The sequence below is a fragment of the Nocardioides deserti genome (assembly GCF_014266025.1).
GTDB classification, from domain to species: Bacteria; Actinomycetota; Actinomycetes; order Propionibacteriales; family Nocardioidaceae; genus Nocardioides; species Nocardioides deserti.
The window spans coordinates 338,812-356,375 of the sequence record NZ_JACMYC010000003.1; the positions used below are offsets into that span (position 1 = coordinate 338,812).

Here is a 17,564-nt window from a genome sequence, read left to right on the forward strand (position 1 = left end):
TAATCAATGATTTTGGCTATGGTTGGCGGGAAACGACCCCAGCGAACAGGGAGGCACCGCCGCGCATGCCCCGGACCTACGACGACCTCGAGCCCACCGACCCTGACTGGACGCGCTGGACCGGGGCTCACGTCATCCGGCACCAGGCCCGGAAGCGTGGTGACGAGGTCTTCCTGATCGCCCCCGAGGAGGAGCGGGAGCTCACCTTCGCGCAGGTCGAGGACCTCGCCGACCGCACCGCCGGCGGGCTCCGCCAGGCCGGCGCGACGCCGGGCGACCGGGTCGTGATCATGGCCCGCAACTCCTCGGCCTTCGTCGTCTCCTGGTTCGCCACCGCGGTGGGCGACCTGGTCGAGGCGCCTGTCAACACGGCGTACGAGGGCGAGTTCCTGCGCCACCAGGTCCAGCTGGTCGACGCCCGCTGGGTCATCCTCGACGACGAGTTCGCCGACCGCTTCGTGGCGTTGCGCGACTCCCTCACCGACGTCGAGGGCTTCTGGGTGATCGACAGCGTCGGCGACGTCGCCAGCGCGGTCGAGCGGCTCCGCGCCGCCGGCTGGCGCGCCGAGCCGTGGGACGCGCTGCCCACCTCCGAGCGGCTCGACGGCCCTGAGCCCGACGCCCGTGACCTCACCGCGGTCTTCTTCACCTCGGGCACCACCGGGCTCTCCAAGGGCGTCTCGATGCCCAACGCCCAGATGAACTTCTTCTCCGAGATCACCCGGTGCCTGACCCGGTTCACCGAGGACGACACCTGGCTCTCGGTCACCCCCCTGTTCCACGGCAACGCGCAGTACATGGCGGTCTACCCGGCGCTGATCGCCGGCGGCCGCGCCGTCATCCGCTCCCGGTTCAGTGCCAGCCGCTGGGTCGACCAGCTGCGCGAGCACGACGTCACGGTGACCAACTTCCTCGGCGTGATGATGGACTTCGTCTGGAAGCAGCCCGAGCGCCCCGACGACGCCGACCAGCCGCTGCGCTGCGTCTTCGCCGCCCCCACCGCCTCGGCGATCCTCGAGCAGTTCAAGGCGCGCTTCGGGATCGACGCGTTCGTGGAGGTCTACGGCACCACCGAGACGACCACCCCGATCCTGTCGCCGTACGGCGAGGACCGCCCGGCCGGCGCAGCCGGGCTCAACGCCTCGAAGTGGTACGACGTCGTGGTCGTCGACCCGGAGACCGACGTGGAGGTGCCCGTCGGCGAGGTCGGCGAGTTCTGCGTGCGGCCCAGGCACCCGTGGATCAGCTCGCTGGGCTACTTCAACATGCCCGACAAGACCACCGAGGTCTGGCGCAACCTGTGGTTCCACACCGGTGACGCGGTCAAGGTCGACGAGGACGGGTGGTACTACTTCGTCGACCGGATCAAGGACGCGATCCGCCGCCGCGGCGAGAACATCAGCTCCTACGAGGTCGAGCAGGCGCTGCTCGCCCACCCCGCCATCTCAGAGTGCGGCGTGATCGGCGTCCCGGCCGACCAGCAGGCCGGCGAGGACGAGGTGATGGCCGTGATCGTCCCCGACGGCGATGTCACCGCCGAGGAGGTCTGGGAGTTCTGCCGCGGCCGGGTGCCGGAGTTCGCAATCCCCCGCTACGTCTGGTTCCGCGAGGAGCTGCCCCTCACCCCGTCGGAGAAGATCCGGCGCAACGTGCTGCGCGAGGAGGCCGCGACCGCGCCCGGCGTCCGCGACCGCGAGGCCGCGACGGTGACCGCGTGAGCGGTGCCGGCCAGCGTCGTACCCACCGCGCCGTCCAGGTCGTCGAGCTCACCGGGCCCGATGGGCTGCGCCTCGTCGAGAGGCCCGACCTCGAGGCCGGGGACGGCGTGCTGATCGAGGTCCACCACGCGGGCGTCGCCTTCCCCGACCTGCTGATGAGCCGCGGGGAGTACCAGCGCAAGCCCCCGGTGCCGTTCAGCCCCGGCGTCGAGGTCGCGGGCGTGGTCCGCGCGGCCCCGGCCGGCGCGCACGTGCGCGCCGGCGACCGGGTCGCGGCGTTCGTGCGGGTGGGCGGCTGGGCCGAGGTCGTGGTCGCCGCCCCAGGCCTGGTCTTCCCTCTGCCGGACGAGGTCTCGCTGCGCAGCGGTGCCGGGCTGCCGATGAACTACCTCACCGCCCACCTCGCGCTGACCCGGCGCGGCGGGCTGACCTCAGGCGACGTGCTCCTCGTGCACGGCGCGGCCGGCGGCCTCGGGACGGCGCTGGTGCAGGCCGGCAAGGCCCTCGGCGCCCGCGTGGTCGCCGTGACCTCGACCCGGGAGAAGGCCGACCTGGCGCGGGAGTGCGGCGCCGACGACACCGTGCCGACCGCGGGCTGGCTCGCCGCCGCCCACGAGCTGCTCGGGCCGGGCGGCGTCGACGTGGTCGCCGACACCGTCGGCGGCGACGCGCTCCTGGACTCGGTCCGCTGCCTCTCCAAGGAGGGACGCGTGCTGGTCCTGGGCTTCGCCTCGGGGACGATCCCGAGCATCGCGGCCAACCGACTGCTGCTCAGGAACGTCGACCTGCGCGGCGTCGCCTGGGGCAGGCTGATCGAGGACGAGCCCGACTACCCCGCGCGGCAGTGGGCCGACCTGATGGAGTGGCACGCCGCCGGCTTCATCCGTCCCGTCGACGGCCGCAGCTTCGCGCTGGCCGAGGCGGGCGACGCCCTGCGCGAGCTGGACTCGCGCCGGGGACTTGGGAAGATCACGCTGGCCCTCGGGCCGGCCGACGAGAGGAACAGCTGATGGGACAGGTCCACGTCGAGCAGCGTGGCGACGCCACCTGGATCACCTTCGACGCACCGGAGCGACGCAACGCATTCGATCCCGAGATGTCGGCGGCCGCGGTGGAGGCGATCGAGGCGAGCACCTCCTCCCGGGCGGTCGTGATCACCGGCGCCCCCGGCGGCTTCTGCGCCGGCGGCGCGCTCAACATGCTCGGCACTCCTTCGATGACCGACATGCGCGGCCTCTACCGGGGCTCGCTGCGCCTCTTCGACGCCGTACGCCAGTGCCCGCGACCGGTGATCGCCGCGGTCAACGGGGCCGCGGCCGGCGGCGGCAACGAGCTCGTCGTCGCCTGCGACCTGGCCGTGGCCGCCGAGTCGGCCACCTTCGGGCAGACCGGTCCCCGGGTCGGCAGCTCGCCCGTCACGGGCGCCACCAACGTGCTCGGCATCCAGATCGGCGAGAAGCGGGCCAAGGAGATGGCCATGCTCTGCCGCCGCTACACCGCCGAGCAGGCGCTCGAGCTCGGCCTGGTCAACCAGGTCGTCCCAGACGACCAGCTGGTCGCCACCGTGGACGGGATCGTCGAGGAGCTCGCGCTGCTCAGCCCGCGCTACCTGGAGATCACCAAGGTCAGCTCCAACGTCTGGTGGAACGCCGCCCGCGACTCCTTCAGCACCGGTCTCGGGATGCTCGTGCAGGCGATCGGCAGCGACGACATGGTCGAGGGTGCGACCGCCTTCCTGGAGAAGCGCCGCCCCGAGTTCCCCAGGCCCGAGTAGCGGGGACCCTCCCGGGACGGCCCCCGCCGTGCTCCGTGTGACGCGCCGTCGCACGGAGCCGGGGGCGCGGCAGCGTCAGTCCCAGTCGGGCTGGACCTCCCGGGAACCGCGCCAGGCCATCATGCCGCCGTCGACGGGGACGTTCGCCCCGTTGACGAAGGCGGAGTCGTCGCTGCCGAGGAAGCAGACGACCTTGGCGATCTCGCTGACGTAGCCGCGCCGGTTGATCAGGTGCGAGCCGTACATCGCCTTGGCCGTGGCCAGCTTGTCGGTGGCGCGCTCGAGGTGGGCGTCGCTCATCGGGGTCTTGATCGAGCCCGGCGAGAACGAGTTCGCGCGCACCTTAGGGGCGAGGCTGACGGCGGTGACCCGGGTGAGCTGGATGACCGCGGCCTTCGACACGGCGTACGCCGTCATCCCGGCACCCGACATCCCGCTCACCGAGGCGGCGTTGATGACCGCGGGCCCGCGATCCGACTCGAGCAGATGCGGGGAGGCGTGCTTGGTGGCGAGCCAGACGGCGCGGAGGTTGACGTCCATGACCGCCTCCCACGCCTCGTCGGTGAGCTGGTGGACGCCGACCTCCTCGGCCGGGACGAAGTTGCTGTCCAGCACCCCGGCGTTGTTGACCAGGGTGTCGATGCCGCCGGCCCAGTCGGCGAAGGTGGTGACCATCGACTCGATGGACTCCCGGGACCGGAGGTCGGTCTCGAGCAGGCAGACATCGCCGCCCTCGGCGTTGACGAGGTCGATCGTCTCCTCGAGGCCGGTCCGGTTGAGGTCGGCGATCCCGACCTGCTTGGCGCCCTGCCGGGCCGCCTCGATCGCGATCTCGCGACCCATCCCGCTGGCGGCGCCGGTGATGAGGATCCGCTTGTCTCCGAGCATGTGTCGCGCCTTCCCTGCTGCTGTCGGTGGTGGAGGGGTGTGCTGGTCCCCGCGCCCGGCGTGGGTGCCGGCCGGACCGCGGGTCGGTGTCTCAGGAGGTGCGGCGGCCGCCCTCGAGGAGGGCGCCGGCGCCGGCGTGCTGCTCCCCGGCGAAGTAGGCCGCCCCGCTGGCGTGGGTGTAGCCGGCGTCGACGAAGAGCTCGCTGCCAGTGACGTAGCCGGCGTCGTCGCTGGCCAGGAAGGCCACGGCGCCGGCGAGGTCCTCGGGCAGTCCGGCGCGGCCGAGCATCGACCCCTTCGCCATCCGCTCGGCGGTCGCCTCGAGGTCGTCGGCGTCGCCGACCAGCGCGGAGGCAGTCATGGCGGAGGCGATGGCGCCGGGCACGACGGCGGTGACGCGGATGCCGCGCGGGCGCAGCTCGGCGGCGACGGACCGGGTGAGGCCGATGATGCCGGCCTTGGTGGCGCTGTAGACGTGCGGGCCGGCGCCGCCGATCAGCCCGCCGGGGCTGGCGGTGGTGATGATGACGCCGGAGCCCTGCGGCACCATCGCCCGGGCCGCGTGCTTGAGCGAGAGGATGACGCCGCGCAGGTTGACCGCCAGCGTCAGGTCGACGTCGGGGGTGCGCTGCTCGGCGATCGGGCCGATCGCGCCGAAGACCGCCGCGTTGGCCATGAAGACGTCGAGCCGGCCGTGCCGCTCCACGACGGTGTCGACCAGGGCGGCGATGCTCTCCTCGTCGGTGACGTCGAGGTGCAGGTACGACGCCAGGTCGCCCAGCTCGTCGGCGACGGCCTCGCCGGGCTCGCGCTGGACGTCGGCCACGATGGTGGTGCAGCCCTCCTCGACGAACCGCTCGACGCAGGCGCGGCCGATGCCGCTGGCGCCGCCAGTGACGACGACGACCTTGCCCACCAGGCCCCTCATCGGGCGGCTCCCGCCGCGGCGGGGCCGGGGACCGAGGCCCAGCCCCCGGCGAGGTCGGTGCGCAGGTGGCTCTCCATCCGGATCCGGGCGAACCGGGGCTCCGGGCCGGTCACGTCAACCACGTCGTCGTAGGTGCCCCAGCCGAGGACCGAGGAGTCAGGCATCCGCCCGACGAAGTAGAAGTAGGCCTCGAGCCGGACCCGGCCGGGGTCGAGCCAGGTGACGCGCGGGCTCATCACGAAGTGCCGCTTCTCCGAGGGGTCGGCCGCCCAGGCCTCGGTGAAGAAGGCGCGGATCTCGTCGTGGCCGACGGCCTCGCGGCGCGGCGAGGAGAGGACGGCGTCCTCGCGGAAGAGGGCGAGCACCCGCTCGATCTCCGGCTCGTCGAGCGAGGCGGCGAAGGTGTGCAGGATGTTGCTCGCCGCGGCGCACTCCTCCAGCCGGGTCAGGCGGGCCGCCTGGTCGTCGGGACTGGTCGTCATGCGCGCTGCCTCTCGTGAACCGAACTCTTATAGTGCTAACCATTAGCAGAAATGGCGCGCCCGCGGAAGGCTGGGGGTTGACGAACGCTCGGAAGAACTTATGATTCATTATCAGCGTTTGTGAGGTGGGTCACCCACGAACGGGTTCCCGGACGGGCACCTTCCCTGCGAGCAACGGAGCGCCATGACTGTCACACCCGAGAAGCCGATCGAGCAGGTCGAGCGTGTGATCATCCGGTTCGCGGGTGACTCCGGCGACGGGATGCAGCTCACCGGTGACCGGTTCACGCAGGAGACGGCCGTCTTTGGCAACGACCTGGCCACCTTTCCCAGCTTCCCCGCCGAGATCCGCGCCCCTCAGGGCACTATCCCCGGGGTCTCGTCGTTCCAGCTCCACTTCGCGAGCCGCGACATCCTCACCCCCGGCGACCATCCCGACGTCCTGGTGGCGATGAACCCGGCCGCGCTCAAGGCCAACGTCGACGACCTGCGCAAGGGCGCCGTGATCATCGTCGACACCCACGACTTCACCACCCGCAACCTGGCCAAGGCCGGCTACGCCGACAACCCGCTGGACGGCGACTCCCTGGCCGACTACCAGGTGCACGCCCTGGACCTCACCGGGATGACGATCGAGGCCGTCAAGGAGTTCGGCCTCTCCCGCAAGGACGCCGCCCGCTCCAAGAACATGTACTCCCTCGGTCTGCTCTCGTGGATGTACGGCCGCCCGGTCGAGGGGACGATCGACTACGTCTCGACCAAATTCGCCAGGAAGCCCGACGTCCGCGACGCCAACATCGCCGCCTTCAAGGCCGGCTACCACTTCGGCGAGACCACCGAGGCGTTCGCGGTCTCCTACCAGGTCAAGCCCGCCGAGGCGCCGAAGGGCCGCTACCGCAACATCACCGGCAACCTGGCGCTCTCCTACGGCCTGGTCGCCGCCGGCCGGCTGGCCGACCTGCCCGTCTTCCTCGGCGCCTACCCGATCACCCCGGCCTCCGACATCCTCCACGAGCTCAGCAAGCACAAGGCCTTCGGCGTCACCACGTTCCAGGCCGAGGACGAGATCGCCGGGATCGGCGGGGCCATCGGGGCGTCGTACGCCGGCCACCTCGGCGTCACCAGCACCTCGGGGCCGGGCGTCTCGCTCAAGGCCGAGGCCATGGGGCTCGCCGTGATGCTCGAGCTGCCGCTGGTCGTGGTCGACGTGCAGCGCGGCGGACCGTCCACCGGCCTGCCCACCAAGACCGAGCAGGCCGACCTGCTCCAGGCGATGTTCGGCCGCAACGGCGAGGCGCCGCTCCCGGTCGTCGCCGCCCAGTCCCCCGCCGACTGCTTCGACGCGGCGGTCGAGGCCTGCCGGATCGCCGTCACCTACCGCACCCCGGTGATGCTGCTCTCCGACGGCTACCTCGCCAACGGCTCGGAGCCCTGGAGGCTGCCCGACGTGGCCGCGCTGCCCCCGATCGAGGCCGGCTTCGCGACCGGGCCCAACCACGTCTCGACGGCGAAGGACGCCAAGACCGGCGAGGAGACCGAGACAGCCGACTTCTGGCCCTATCTGCGCGACCCCGAGACGCTGGCGCGGCCGTGGGCCCCGCCCGGCACCGCGGGCCTGGAGCACCGGGTCGGCGGCCTGGAGAAGGCCGACGGCCACGGCAACATCTCCTACGACCCGGCCAACCACGACTACATGGTCCGCACCCGCCAGGCGAAGGTCGACGGCGTCCGGGTGCCCGACCTCGAGGTCGACGACCCGTCGGGCGCCGCCCGGATGCTCGTGATTGGCTGGGGCTCGACCTACGGCCCGATCGGGGCCGGCGTGCGCCGCGTGCGCGACCGCGGCCTGGACGTCGCGCAGGTCCACCTGCGCCACCTCAACCCGTTCCCCCGCAACCTGGGGGAGATCCTCAAGCGCTACGACAAGGTCGTCGTGCCGGAGATGAACCTCGGCCAGCTCTCCCTGCTGCTGCGGGCGAAGTACCTCGTCGACGCCGAGTCGCGCACCAACGTGCGCGGCATGCCCTTCGGCGCCGAGGAGATGGAGAAGATCCTGCTGGAGTCGCTCGCCGACCTCGGCATCACCCAGCCCGGCACCGCCGACGTCCTGACCGCCGAGGAGGCGCTGCGATGACCACCCACACCACCGTCACCGACCTGTCCACCCCCGTCCTCGGGACGGCGCTGGTGCCCCAAGCCGACACCAAGCAGACCGGGAAGGACTTCACCTCCGACCAGGAGGTCCGCTGGTGCCCCGGCTGCGGCGACTACGCCGTGCTCAAGGCCGTCCAGGGCTTCCTCCCCGACCTCGGCCTGCGCCGGGAGAACATCGTGTTCGTCTCCGGCATCGGCTGCTCCAGCCGGTTCCCGTACTACCTCGACACCTACGGCATGCACTCCATCCACGGCCGCGCGCCGTCGATCGCCACCGGCATCGCCACCGCCCGCGAGGACCTCTCGGTCTGGGTCGTCACCGGTGACGGCGACGCCCTCTCCATCGGCGGCAACCACCTGATCCACGCGCTGCGCCGCAACGTCAACATGACGATCCTGCTGTTCAACAACCGGATCTACGGCCTCACCAAGGGGCAGTACTCCCCCACCTCCGAGGCCGGCAAGATCACCAAGTCCACCCCCATGGGGTCGGTGGACCACCCCTTCAACCCCGTCTCCCTGACCCTGGGCGCCGAAGCCTCCTTCGTCGCACGCACCATCGACTCCGACCGCAAGCACCTCACCTCCGTGCTCGCCGCCGCCGCCGCCCACCGCGGCACCAGCCTGGTCGAGATCTACCAGAACTGCCCGATCTTCAACGACGGCGCCTTCGACGCCATCAAGAACCCCGACACCAAGGCCGACGCCATCATCCCGCTCGTCCACGGCGAGCAGATCCGCTTCGGCGCGACCCTGGAGGACGGCCAGGGCCACAAGTGCCTCGTGCGCGACTCCGGTGGCGGCGTGCGGGTCGCGGAGGTCTCCGAGGTGGCGGCCGAGGAGATCCTCGTCCACGACGCCCACAACCCCGACCCCACCCTTGCCTTCGCCATCAGCCGGCTCACCGACTCCGGCTACCTCAACCAGTCCCCCATCGGCATCTTCCGCCAGGTCCTACGGCCGACCTACGACGACCAGGCCCGCGAGCAGGTCGCGTTGTCGGGTGGCCAGGGCGACCTGCAGGCCCTGATCGACGGCGGGGACGTGTGGACCGTGGATGCCTGACCTGGACCCACTCCTGGCTCCGGCGGAGGACCGCGACGCGGCGACGCTGACCACCGAGCGCCCGTCGGCGCACCCCTTGCTGCTGGCGACCCTCGTCATGCTCACCACCTCGACCTCCGTGATCAGCAGCCTCGGCGGCTCGCTGGTCCCGATGGTCGCGGTCGAGCACGACGTCTCCCTCGGCAGCGCGCAGTGGATCCTCACCGGGCCGATGCTGGTCGGCGCCATCGCCACCCCGATCCTCGGACGGCTCGGCGGGACCGGCCGGCGCCGCACCGTGGTCCTCGCGAGCCTCGTGGTCGTCTCGGCGGGCCTCGTGCTCACTGCACTGCCCACGGGGTTCGCGGGCCTGGTGGTGGGACGGGGGCTCCAGGGCGTCGGGATCGGGCTGCTCCCGCTGGCCCTGGCCGCGGCGCGGGACAACCTCCCCCCGGCCAGGGCCCGCGCGGCCCTGGCGCTGCTCTCGGTCACCACGACGATGGGCGCCGGGATCAGCTACCCCCTGTCCGCCTGGATCGCCCAGACGGCCGGCATCCCCACGGCGTACTGCGGGGCGCTCGCGGTCACCCTGGCGACGCTGCTGCTGGCCTGGCGGACCGTGCCGGGCGCGAACACCACGGGCGCCGACACCGTGCACTGGCTGGGTGCCGCCCTGCTGAGCGCCGGCACCCTGCTGCTCCTGCTCGCCCTCACCCAGGCCCCGGTGCTAGGCGGGGACTCGCCCGTCGTCTGGGGGCTGGTCGGCGGCGGCGTGATCGCTCTGGCGCTGTGGGTCTGGCGCACGCTGCGTCACCCCAGCCCGCTCGTCGACCTGCGGCTGGCCCGGCACCGCCAGGTGCTGCCGGCCAACATCTCCGCCCTCACCTCGGGCGTCGCGGTCTACATGCTGATCGCCCTGGTGATGATCCAGGTGCAGCTGCCGACCTCGACCGGCTTCGGCCTGGGCCAGCCGGTGACGGTCGCAGGCCTGGTGCTGACGCCGTACGCCGTCCTCAGCGTCGTCGGCAGCCGGCTCAGCACGGCCCTGGGCGACTGGATCGGCCTCGACCTCGTGCTGCCCGTCGGCGCGACCCTCTACTCCGCGGCCACGGCGCTCTTCGCCCTCTCGCACGAGTCGGTGTGGGTGGTCGCCGTGGTGATGGGGCTGGCCGGGGTCGGCAGCGGCTTCACCTTCGCCGCGATGCCCGGGCTCGTGCTCCGCTCCACCCCGATGCAGGAGACCGGCAGCGCGATGTCGTTCAACGTGCTGCTCCGGTTCCTGGGGTTCGCGGCCGGCAGCTCGCTGGCCACCTCGATCCTCGCGCTCCTGGCTTCGAGCCGTGCCGACTACGCGGAGGCGTTCCGCCTGACCGTCTGGGCCAACGTCGGCCTCTGGCTGGCCACCGCCCTGCTCAGCCTCGTCCTGATCCCCCGCAAGTCCGCCACCACCGCCTGAAGGAGTACCGATGACCTACGTGATCGCCCAGCCGTGCGTCGACACCAAGGACCGCGCCTGCGTCGACGAGTGTCCCGTCGACTGCATCTACGAGGGCAAGCGGATGCTCTACATTCAGCCCGATGAGTGCGTGGACTGCGGCGCATGCGAGCCGGTCTGCCCGGTCGAGGCGATCTTCTACGAGGACGACGTCCCAGAGGAGTGGAAGGAGTTCTACACCGCCAACGTCGGCTTCTTCGACGAGGTCGGCTCCCCCGGCGGCGCGGCCCGCACCGACGTGTCCGACAAGGACCACCCCTTGGTCGCCGCCCTGCCGCCGCAGGAGGACTGAGCGCGCCGGGCCGCCGGGTCCGTCGTCGGGACCCGGCGGCTCACCGATAGTAGGAGAGACCCTTCTGCGACGGCACGTAGTCGGCGCCGTCCACCACCAGCGTGGTGCCGTTGATCCGCGACGAGCCGGGCCCGCCGAGGAAGACCGCGGCGTCGGCGACGTCCGCCGACGTGGTCGGCATCCCGCTCGCCGACGCCGCGGCGAGCCGGTCGTAGGCGACCTGGAGGTCGTCCTCCTCGCCGGTCATCAGGCTCGCGGAGAGCGAGCTGACCACGCCACCGGGGGCCACGGCGTTGATCCGCAGTCCGTACCGGGCCACCTCGACCGCGACCGACTCCACGAGCCCGACCACGCCGTGCTTGGCGGCTGTGTAGGCGTGCGGCCCGAGGCCGCCGCGCACGCCCGCGACGCTGGCGGTGCAGACGATCGCGCCGCACCCGCGGGGCCGCATCACAGCCACCGACTCGCGGACGGTGAGGAAGACGCTGGTCAGCAGGAGGTCCATCGTCCGCCGCCAGTCCTCGAGGGAATGGGTCTCGAGGCAGCCCGTGACCCCGACCACGCCAGCGTTGGCGTACACGACGTCCAGCGGCCCCAGGTGCTGCTCGGCGTGGGCCACGGCCGCCCGGACGTCGTCCTCGGAGGTGACGTCACAGCGGACGTAGTGCGCCGCTCCCGCGCCAGCGGACCGGAGCTCCTCGACGAGCCGCTTTCCGCCGTCGTCGTCGACGTCGGTGACCAGCACGGTGTCGCCGACCCCGGTGTGCCGGGCGGCGATGGCGGCGCCGATGCCGCGGGCGCCGCCGGTGACCAGGACGGTGCTCATGCCGTCACCGCCGCGGCCGCGTCGAGACGGGCCCTCTGGTGCGCTTCTCCGACGTCGTACGACCTTCCCCCAGAAGGCCTCCGGAGACGGATGAGACGCGTGGTGGTCATGTCTACGTTCACCTCACAAGTGGTTGCGCGCCTGCTCGACGTCCTCCCGCCGCCGGCTCCCGATGACCAGCCAGAGGACGGACCCGGCGAACGGACGCGAGAGGAGGACTCGCTCAGACGTCGGTGACGCGGACGCCGGCGTGCGCCTGGTGGCGCCGGTTGATCGCGATCAGGTTGGCCGTGAGGCCTTCGACCTGGTGCGGGTGCCCTCCACTTCTTGATCCATGATAAGCATATCCGCTATCGGCGGCGGCCTCGAAGCGCGCCCATGCCGACCTCGGTGTCGGCCCGGATCCGGGGCGGCGGCCAATCACGCGGGAGAGGACGATCTCGGGATTCCGGGGCCTTCGCAGCCGGACCGCTCTGAGACCGGCGTGCCGGGACGGCCGCGTCAGTCGCGCACGTGGGTGACGACGTCCTCTATCCGTGCGCGGGAGGTCCGAAAGCCATTCACCGGGTGCTCGAGGTCTGGGTATCCCAGGGAAACGGCACACACCACCAGCCGGTCCTCGGGGAGGTCGAGGAACTCGCGGACCTTGTCGGAGCACATCGCAATGGCGGCCTGGGCGACCGAGCCGAGCCCGAGGGCGGTGGCGGTGTTTGTGAGTGTCGCGACGTAGCCGCCGCAGTCGATGGCGCCGTAGGTCCCTTGGTCGCGGTCGGTGGTGATCACCGCGACGTGCGGCGCTCCGAAGAAGGTGTAGTTGAGCAGCGCCTGCGCGCGTCGGGCGGGCTTGTCGTCGCGGGCGACGCCGACGGCCTCGTAGAGCGCGTGGCCGGACTCGCGACGCCGCTCCGCGTAGACCCCGAAGTAGCCCGCCGGCATTCCCAGGTCGGCACGTCGTGATCCGGACAAGACGTGGTCGGTCAGCTCGGTCGAGAACCGCGTGATCGCCGGACCGGAGACCAGGTGCACGTGCCACGGCTGGGTGTTGCACCACGACGGAGTGTGCTGGGCGAGTGTGAAGAGGCGGTCCAGGATGTCGGCGTCCACCTCGTCGCTGCGGAAGGCGCGGCAGCTGTGGCGGGTGGAGAGGACGTCAGCGAGATCCATGGCGCGATCCTCTCAGCCGCCTCGAAGGACCTCGGCGCCGAACCAGTCCCGCGGCACATGGCGACCCGCTCGGCCTCCGCGGAGCTTGTGGCACACGTGTCGTTGGTGATCAAGTCGGCTCGATCCCGGGCTGCTGCGCATCGAGCGAGTTCCTCCTGATTTCCGCAACTGGGCACTCGAGAACGACCCTCTGGACGCCCCTCGAGTCCAGGCGTATGGTCGCGAACCCATTCTGACCTGCACGAACGTGCGCCGAGACATGGCCGTGACCTGATGGTTCCGGTGCTACTACGACATCTGATCCCGCGGCCGGCTGACCTGCGACGCCCGCGCACGAGGACCGGCCACGGCCAGCAAGGAACACCCCCGGACGTCTTCGGACCTCCGGGGGTGTTCTTCGTCGTCGGGTCAGGATCCTCCCTGGGGTGGCGATCGCGTCCGCGCGGAGCTGCGCGGGCGCGGTGACGCCCGCCCCCCACCCCGGTTCGAACGAATGGCCTTCCCCCGTGCCGCGGCCTATGGTGCGGGGATGGTCGGGCGGTTGATGCGGGCGCAGGTGGCGACGGCGGAGCCGTCGCACGTGCCGTCCGGCGCCGCCCTGCTCGCGATCGCGCTCAGCGAGGTCGCCCGCGGCATCCGCGGGCTCGACGTCCTGCGTCGCAGCGTCGACCGCGCCCCTCCCGCGTAGTTCCGACGCCTCGAGGCGTCCACGCCCCCAGCGCACCGGTGTCGTCGGTGCGCCGTCCTCGGCTACCCAGGAGCACCCGCATGCCCGTCCCGATGTCCATCCACCCGACTCCGTCCTCGCAGGCCCCGACCACTCAGCCGGGCAGGTGAGCGGCATGACGCTCAAGCCGACGGGTGCGCAGCGCGAGTACCTCGACGAGCTGCGCTCGGAGCTGCTCCGCGCGGCGTACCAGCGCACGCAGCAGCTCACGTCGTTGTCCCCGGCCGGTCTCGACGAGGATCCCGTGCAGGCCGCTCACCGCGCCAGTGTCCGGCGGATCCTCGACCAGGTGCACGAGGCCCTCGACCGGATGGATGCCGGCACGTACGGCGAGTGCGTGGCCTGCGGCCGGCTCCTCGCGCTGCTGGACCTGCGTCGGCGCCCTTGGGTCGACTGCTGCGACACCTGCGCACGGAGCAGCGTCTGAGGCGTAGGGACCGGGCTCGACCTGGTAGGCGAGCCCGGTCCCTGCGTCGACGAGCCGGACGGGCCAGGCGCGTCAGGCAGCCGAACCCGGACAGGTCGGCGACGGCGATGAACGCCTCGAGGGGGCAGTTGCCTGCGCCGGCGCCGTGCCCGGCGAGCGTGGCGTACGCCGCTCTCGACCGCGACGACGGAGTTGGCGACCGACAGCGAGAGGTTCTCGTGGGCGTGGATGCCGATCTCGGTGTCGGCGTCGCGGTAGGCGCGGACGCGGGCGGCGACGTCGTTCATCGTGAGCCGGCCGTGCCTCCGACTACCGCGCTTGGTACGAGGCCGACTTCCCGTTGCGAGGGGCCGCTCACCCTCCGCGACCGTCGCCGCCGGGCAGCCTGCAACTCCGCCGCAACAGTTGTCATCGGGTGGCGGGCCGCTCTGCCAGCGCGGTGCCGCCCCTGCTCGGCGGGACTTGTCGCGTCATCCACCCGAGGGGCCAGTCAGGCGGCTCGGAACCGCGCCACGAAGACGCGGCGCCCCTCGTCCAGCCGTTCGGGGCGCACCTCAATGTGAACCGGTACTTCTGAGCCGTCGGCGCGGACCATGGGTACTTCCAACGGAATACCGAGAAGGACATCGCGACCGTTCGTCGCATTGAGAGTGGTGCCGGCGATGTGCGCCTGGTGGTACCGCGCTGGCACCACTACGAGCACCCGCCGCCCGAGGAGGTCTTCAGCCCTGCCGTAGCGGAGCAGACGCAAGGCAGGCTCTGAGACGGCGACGATGATGCTGGCCTCGTCGGTAGCCAGCAGTGGTTCGTCGACTGCTGCGAAACCTGCGTAGGTTTCGGTCAACGCGGCCTGGTCAGCCAGGGTCGCCCGAACGTCGGTCCTTGCCAGCCACGGTGTTGCCGTCGTGTCGCCGCTGGTCTGCCGAGCCACCTCCGAACAGAGCCATGAGCGCATTTCCTCGATCTCGGGCTGCGTCGGGGGGCCCAGGAACCTGCCAGCCCGTGCCGCGCGGATGGCCCGGCGCAAGAGGTCGTCCAGAGTGGCGAACTGCTTGACCGCCTCAGCAGGGATCCGAAGTATCACTTCGTCCGCGGTTACGTCCGGCTCCAGGGCGCCCGCCATCAGCGCGTCGACCTCTTCTGGCAGGTCCGGTGTCGGCATCTGCTCGCCGAGGAGACTCATCGCTGCGCTGGCTTCGGCGTGCTTGTCCAGGATCGTGTCGTCCTTGGTCAGCACGTGCAGCAGATACTCGCGAAGCAGCGCAGCGGCGTGTTCCTGCCAGGCCCAATGCATCAGTAGCGGCGCGTGCCGCAAGGTCACCGCGCTTGCCTCGGCATCGGCACCGGCACCGGGGGTGGCGGCCGGCGCTTCGACGCCGACGCTGTGATCGCCGGTGTAGCTGAGTTGTCCGATCTCGAACCAGACAATCTTGCCCGTGCCGTGTGGAACGACGCCCCATCGGTCCGTGAGGCCCTCGACCATGGTGAGTCCGCGTCCGGTGCCTGCGGTGTTGGAGTAGCGACGCCGGGCGGGCAGATGCGTGCTGTTGTCCATCACCTCGACTCGCGTCCCCGTCGCCGCCGACCACGCCCGCACAGTCACTTCGCCGCCGGCATGTACCAGCGCGTTGGTGACGATCTCGGACAGCGCTACGGCGGCGTCGCTCGCAGATGCCTGGGTGCTGCTGCGGGCCATCAGGTCAATCAGCATCTGGCGTGCGATCCCCACGCCGCGCACGTCCCCACGCAAGGTGACGCCACTAGAAAGCGCCACCGGAGCGTCCACCTTCGTCCGAGCGGGCGGTGCTAGGCCGTCTGCCCCGCTCACGGGGCGACGCTCGTCGCTTTCTGGCCGCACGCTTCTCCCTCACCGCAGAGCCGGCGCCCCACGCGCCCGCGGGCGAGATCTTCGCAGGAGCACTGCGACGATGTCGCGCCACCGCCCGGGTGGGATGTACCCCGACACACTGTTCAGCAGCAGCGCCGACACCTTGCCGGTTCGTTGCGCGCCTGATCGGTTAAGGCTCTCGCCACACAGCCGGCCGCAGCGCGACGCCTCCGGGTCCCGCTGTGCCACGATGAGCGCGCGATGCAGTCAGGGAGTTCGCCGCCGCCCCGTCTGGTGCTCGAAGAAGCGCCGACGATCCTTGTGGACGGCAAGTCAGTCCAAGAACTGATCGAAGGCGTGCGCGTGTTGATGGCCTCGGACACCTCCACCTTGCTGCTGCTCGATCGCTCAGGCACCGTCCTGGAGCCAGCTGCGTCCGCCGGCCTCGGCCGCAGATGGCGAGGTGCGACCCATGTCCCGGTCGGGTCTGGCTTCGCCGGCCGCGTGGCGGCCACGGTCGAACCCATCCTGATCGAGGATGTCAACGAGCAGACGGTGCTCAATCCGGTCCTCCGAGACTTCGGCCTACGACAACTCCTGGGCGTTCCGGTCCTCGGCAGCCGAGGTTTGCTGGGCGTGTTGCATGCAGGATGGCGTACGCCCCGTCCGCTCACACTCGAAGACACCGAGCGGCTCAAGGCTGCGGCTCACGACCTCGGACAGAGGTTGTCCGCTCGAACCCGCGATGACGCACATCTGGCGGCGCTAGCTCTGCAACGCAGCCTGCTGCCCGGCGCACCACCGTCGATCGACGGCCTCGACGTCGCGGTCCGATACCTGCCCGCTGACGGCGACCTCGGCGGTGACTGGTACGACGTGTTCAAGCTCCCGGGGGGCAAGGTCGGGATAGTCATGGGCGACGTCGAGGGGCATGGCCTCGCCTCGGCCGTCGCCATGGGTCGACTCCGCAGTGCCCTGCGCGCCTATGCACTCGATTACGACGACCCAGCCGAAGTGCTGCAACGTCTGGACCGCAAGCTCACCCACTTCGAACCAGGCATCACCGCGACCGTCGTCTACGCCGTCACCCAACCACCATTCGACAGCGTCACCATCGCCAGCGCCGGCCACCCCGCCCCGCTGGTAGCACGACCGGGTGAGCGTTGCGCCATCGCGGCTGACGTACCGGCCGGCGTGCTTCTAGGCGTCGACCCCGAGCGCCCGCGCGATCAAGCGGCAGTATCACTCCCACCCGGAGCCGCACTCGCCTTCTACACGGACGGCCTCGTAGAGCGTCGGCGAGACCACTATCGACGCACGGACCCGTATCTGGAGCGCCTGCGACTCGTTCGACGCGCCTTTCTGGCCGAAGACAACGCTGAGACAGCGTGCACCCGAATGATCTCGGAGGGCCTCGGCGATGACAGCGTCGAGGACGACGTTGCTCTAGCGGTCGTACGGCGCCCCCTCGCACCGCAAACCTGACCGCGCTTGTGCCCGATGGGCAGCACGCACTGTCGCACCGCAGCGACCTCCCACGCCTCGTGGCGGCATCCGGACGCCGGTCCTGCCGTAGTCGTCTGGCAGCCGCATGTGCACCTCGCGCGCTCGTTCGACAGCCGCAACGCACAACAGAACGACCGTCATCGACCAGGGCTGGGTGGAGCAGAGCATTGCCTCGCTGCCTGCGCCCCAGGACGTCAAGGACGCCTACGTCAACCACATGATCAGCCGGCTGTATGCGACCGGACCGACCGGCTGGACCGGCGCGAGGTGGTGCGACCGCCCCTCCAGGAAGAACGAGAACACGTTCTAAA

17 protein-coding genes are annotated in these 17,564 nt (G+C 71.0%); 11 read left to right on the top strand and 6 right to left on the bottom strand.

What is annotated here, in order from left to right:
• Nucleotides 1-65: 65 nt before the first annotated feature.
• The 3 genes from H7344_RS07170 to H7344_RS07180 are packed head-to-tail and all read left to right on the top strand — an operon-like array spanning nucleotide 66 to nucleotide 3,492.
• On the top strand, nucleotides 66-1,718 hold the full coding sequence (locus tag H7344_RS07170; protein WP_186345327.1) for an AMP-binding protein: 1,653 nt from the start codon (nucleotides 66-68) through the stop codon (nucleotides 1,716-1,718).
• A complete protein-coding gene (locus H7344_RS07175) occupies nucleotides 1,715-2,728 on the top strand; it encodes an NADPH:quinone oxidoreductase family protein (protein WP_186345328.1) in 1,014 nt (337 codons plus the stop codon). The genes H7344_RS07170 and H7344_RS07175 overlap by 4 nt, the downstream gene beginning before the upstream one ends.
• Nucleotides 2,728-3,492: an enoyl-CoA hydratase/isomerase family protein gene (locus tag H7344_RS07180; RefSeq protein WP_186345329.1), complete on the top strand. Its 765-nt coding sequence runs from the start codon at nucleotides 2,728-2,730 to the stop codon at nucleotides 3,490-3,492. The genes H7344_RS07175 and H7344_RS07180 overlap by 1 nt, the downstream gene beginning before the upstream one ends.
• 75 nt (nucleotides 3,493-3,567) lie before the next feature.
• On the opposite strand, the gene H7344_RS07185 is transcribed toward H7344_RS07180, so the two are convergent.
• The 3 genes from H7344_RS07185 to H7344_RS07195 form a co-directional block, all read right to left on the bottom strand.
• Complete coding sequence (locus H7344_RS07185; protein WP_186345330.1) at nucleotides 3,568-4,380, bottom strand: SDR family NAD(P)-dependent oxidoreductase; 813 nt, start codon at nucleotides 4,378-4,380, stop codon at nucleotides 3,568-3,570.
• 91 nt (nucleotides 4,381-4,471) lie between these two features.
• Nucleotides 4,472-5,308 (bottom strand): SDR family NAD(P)-dependent oxidoreductase, encoded by an 837-nt coding sequence (locus H7344_RS07190; protein WP_186345331.1) that lies wholly within the window; start codon nucleotides 5,306-5,308, stop codon nucleotides 4,472-4,474.
• Nucleotides 5,305-5,790, bottom strand: coding sequence for a nuclear transport factor 2 family protein (locus H7344_RS07195; RefSeq protein ID WP_186345332.1), 486 nt, complete (start codon nucleotides 5,788-5,790; stop codon nucleotides 5,305-5,307). Before H7344_RS07195 ends, H7344_RS07190 begins: the two co-directional genes overlap by 4 nt.
• A 184-nt stretch (nucleotides 5,791-5,974) precedes the next feature.
• Here H7344_RS07195 and H7344_RS07200 point away from each other — a divergent pair, with 184 nt between their 5' ends.
• The 4 genes from H7344_RS07200 to fdxA are packed head-to-tail and all read left to right on the top strand — an operon-like array spanning nucleotide 5,975 to nucleotide 10,775.
• Nucleotides 5,975-7,924 carry a 2-oxoacid:acceptor oxidoreductase subunit alpha gene (locus H7344_RS07200; RefSeq protein WP_186345333.1) on the top strand — a complete coding sequence of 650 codons (1,950 nt, stop codon included), beginning with the start codon at nucleotides 5,975-5,977 and terminating at the stop codon, nucleotides 7,922-7,924.
• Entirely contained in the window at nucleotides 7,921-9,009 is a 1,089-nt protein-coding gene (locus tag H7344_RS07205; protein WP_186345334.1) for a 2-oxoacid:ferredoxin oxidoreductase subunit beta, read from the top strand. The genes H7344_RS07200 and H7344_RS07205 overlap by 4 nt, the downstream gene beginning before the upstream one ends.
• Nucleotides 9,002-10,444 carry an MFS transporter gene (locus H7344_RS07210; RefSeq protein ID WP_186345335.1) on the top strand — a complete coding sequence of 481 codons (1,443 nt, stop codon included), beginning with the start codon at nucleotides 9,002-9,004 and terminating at the stop codon, nucleotides 10,442-10,444. The genes H7344_RS07205 and H7344_RS07210 overlap by 8 nt, the downstream gene beginning before the upstream one ends.
• A gap of 10 nt (nucleotides 10,445-10,454) precedes the next feature.
• Nucleotides 10,455-10,775, top strand: a complete 321-nt coding sequence (fdxA, locus tag H7344_RS07215; RefSeq protein ID WP_186345336.1) for a ferredoxin — start codon at nucleotides 10,455-10,457, stop codon at nucleotides 10,773-10,775.
• A 40-nt stretch (nucleotides 10,776-10,815) separates the two neighbouring features.
• Here the strand turns inward: fdxA and H7344_RS07220 are convergent, their stop codons facing one another.
• A complete protein-coding gene (locus H7344_RS07220; protein ID WP_186345337.1) occupies nucleotides 10,816-11,601 on the bottom strand; it encodes an SDR family NAD(P)-dependent oxidoreductase in 786 nt (261 codons plus the stop codon).
• Between the two features lie 501 nt (nucleotides 11,602-12,102).
• Nucleotides 12,103-12,765 (bottom strand): nitroreductase, encoded by a 663-nt coding sequence (locus H7344_RS07225; RefSeq protein ID WP_186345338.1) that lies wholly within the window; start codon nucleotides 12,763-12,765, stop codon nucleotides 12,103-12,105.
• Between the two features lie 529 nt (nucleotides 12,766-13,294).
• Between H7344_RS07225 and H7344_RS07230 the strand changes: the two genes are divergently transcribed.
• A complete protein-coding gene (locus tag H7344_RS07230) occupies nucleotides 13,295-13,453 on the top strand; it encodes a hypothetical protein (protein WP_186345339.1) in 159 nt (52 codons plus the stop codon).
• A gap of 154 nt (nucleotides 13,454-13,607) precedes the next feature.
• Entirely contained in the window at nucleotides 13,608-13,919 is a 312-nt protein-coding gene (locus H7344_RS07235) for a TraR/DksA family transcriptional regulator (RefSeq protein ID WP_186345340.1), read from the top strand.
• Between the two features lie 490 nt (nucleotides 13,920-14,409).
• Here H7344_RS07235 and H7344_RS07240 read toward each other — a convergent pair whose 3' ends face one another.
• Complete coding sequence (locus H7344_RS07240) at nucleotides 14,410-15,747, bottom strand: ATP-binding protein (protein ID WP_186345341.1); 1,338 nt, start codon at nucleotides 15,745-15,747, stop codon at nucleotides 14,410-14,412.
• A 261-nt stretch (nucleotides 15,748-16,008) separates the two neighbouring features.
• Here H7344_RS07240 and H7344_RS07245 point away from each other — a divergent pair, with 261 nt between their 5' ends.
• Nucleotides 16,009-17,232, top strand: coding sequence for a PP2C family protein-serine/threonine phosphatase (locus H7344_RS07245; protein WP_186345342.1), 1,224 nt, complete (start codon nucleotides 16,009-16,011; stop codon nucleotides 17,230-17,232).
• A gap of 175 nt (nucleotides 17,233-17,407) precedes the next feature.
• Nucleotides 17,408-17,563 carry a hypothetical protein gene (locus H7344_RS07250; protein WP_186345343.1) on the top strand — a complete coding sequence of 52 codons (156 nt, stop codon included), beginning with the start codon at nucleotides 17,408-17,410 and terminating at the stop codon, nucleotides 17,561-17,563.
• Nucleotide 17,564: the final 1 nt, after the last annotated feature.